Below are 252 nucleotides of genomic sequence, written 5' to 3'. Positions count from 1 at the left end.
CGTTGGCATATGCATTTCGTGCCGACCTACTCCAGTTGGCTCAATCAGGTCGAGCGCTTCTTCGCAATCATCACCGACAAGGCCATACGTCGCGGCTCGTTCAAAAGCGTCAAGGAGTTGACGAACAAGATCGACTCGTTCGTCCACCAGTACAACGACAGCTGCAAGCCGTTTGCTTGGACGGCGACAGCCGATTCAATCCTCGAGAAACTTGCGCGCCTGTGCGGCCGAATTAACGGGACAGGACACTAG

1 protein-coding gene is annotated in these 252 nt (G+C 55.2%); it reads left to right on the top strand.

Annotated elements, in window-relative coordinates; all coding sequences use genetic code 11:
- Positions 1-252 (top strand): transposase (locus EJI01_RS28530; protein ID WP_185879121.1); only part of this gene is annotated, 252 nt, incomplete at its 5' end.

The sequence above is a fragment of the Variovorax sp. MHTC-1 genome (assembly GCF_003984645.1).
Classification (GTDB): domain Bacteria; phylum Pseudomonadota; class Gammaproteobacteria; order Burkholderiales; family Burkholderiaceae_C; genus Variovorax.
The sequence above is the reverse complement of the archived record's forward strand: the minus strand, read 5'-3'. Positions and strand labels throughout refer to the sequence as shown.